We start from the raw sequence: 1,544 nt of genomic DNA, 5'->3' as shown, positions 1-1,544 counted from the left end.
TTTTATTAGACATTTCGTTCCTGCTCTTCGCCTGAAATGTCCATTAAACCTCTTTTATTAGTCATTTCGATTCTGCTCTTTGCCTGAAATGTCTATTAATGCGTATAACCTCATGGCTGTTGCTTATAAACAGAAATAAAGCGTCTGGCTAACCAGACGCCTTTGATTATTGATATCCCTTTGCACTTTCTTTTAGAATCTTGTCCTTGAATAGTGTATAGCTCCAGGACTGGTAGGCTATGATGATTGGCACGAAGATGACCGCAACGACAAACATGATGGTCAGATTCAGCTTGCTACCGGCTGCATCGAAAAGAGTGACGCTATAGACATTGTCTAATCTGGATGGCAGCATATTAGGGAACATCCCAACAAAGCCGAAGGCCATTTTTGTAAAAATCGTCACGCAGACTGCTGTAAAGGCATAACCAATTTTCTTTTTAAAAATAAAGTATGCTGCCGCTAGCATCGCAGTCAGTGCGATAACCGGCACAATCCAAAGGACTGGGTACTCTGAGTAGTTGTCGAGCAATGGCGTCCTGTTCACAGTTGCGAGGAAAAACAGTGACAACATGGCTGGAGCCACTCCAGCAAAAATCCGTGATAAACGGTATGCCCGCACTGCAGTTTGCCCTGCTGTCTTCAACTGAATCCAAAGAGATCCTGACAGAATGAACAATGAGACAAATAATAACCCTCCCAGAATTCCGTAACCGTTCAACAGGCTGAACAAATTGCCTTCATAGCCATTGACACCGATCAACAATCCACGGTACAGATTGGCAAAGGTAACGCCGAATAAGAAGGCAATCAAGAAGCTGCCGGTGAAAAAGCCCCATTTGCACGTTGCCTGCCAGAGCGGGTTGTCATCCTTATGCATGAATTCGAGTCCTATGGCTCGGATGAACAAGGCGATGAGCACCAGGAATAACGGCGTATACAAAAAGCTGAACATATCGGCATAGACAGCCGGAAAAGCCGCAAATGTCGCTCCCCCAGCGGTAATCAACCAGACTTCATTCCCGCCCCAGAACGGACCAACTGCCTCCTGCAGCTGGTTACGCTCCTGTCGGTTTTTCGCAATGAACGGGAACAGCATTCCGGTCCCAAGTGTGTAACCATCGAGGATAAAATAAACCGTCCAAATCAATCCCCACAAACCGAACCAAATGATTGCAAGTGTATCATGAGACATGCTTCACGCCTCCTTCAAGGCCATATTTAACCTCAGATTCAGGACCTTTTTTCGCGTATTTGATGATTAAATAAACATCTGCTATCAGAAGAACCGTATAGAAAATGACGAGAGCCGCTAAAGAGAATACTACCTGGGACAACGCGATTGGCGACACACCCTCGGATGTTTTCATTAATCCGTACACAACCCACGGCTGCCTTCCTGCTTCTGCTACCATCCAGCCGGCATTGATCGCCAGGTATGGAAGCAGCACCGAATAAAGGACCAATTTCAAGTACCGAGGTGAGTTTTCCAGCTTATTTTTCCGGTAAAGGTACAAGCCGTACCAGGAAACAGCCAGAAAAAA

The 1,544-nt window shown here is 45.8% G+C and carries 2 protein-coding genes; both read right to left on the bottom strand.

What is annotated here, in order from left to right; translation table 11 throughout:
- Positions 1–166: 166 nt before the first annotated feature.
- Positions 167–1,195 (bottom strand): cytochrome d ubiquinol oxidase subunit II, encoded by a 1,029-nt coding sequence (cydB, locus tag TY49_RS12965; RefSeq protein WP_041966341.1) that lies wholly within the window; start codon positions 1,193–1,195, stop codon positions 167–169.
- A partial coding sequence (locus tag TY49_RS12960) for a cytochrome ubiquinol oxidase subunit I (protein WP_041966340.1) occupies positions 1,185–1,544 on the bottom strand: 360 nt, incomplete at its 5' end. The genes TY49_RS12960 and cydB, both read right to left, overlap by 11 nt.

It is taken from the genome of Mesobacillus selenatarsenatis SF-1 (assembly GCF_000813125.1).
In the GTDB taxonomy this organism is placed as follows: Bacteria; Bacillota; Bacilli; order Bacillales; family Cytobacillaceae; genus Mesobacillus; species Mesobacillus selenatarsenatis.
The sequence above is the reverse complement of the archived record's forward strand: the minus strand, read 5'-3'. Positions and strand labels throughout refer to the sequence as shown.

Excerpts from the sequence above, each read along its gene's own strand:
- cydB (WP_041966341.1), bottom strand. The coding sequence starts at position 1,195 with ATGTCTCATGATACACTTGCAATCATTTGGTTCGGTTTGTGGGGATTG.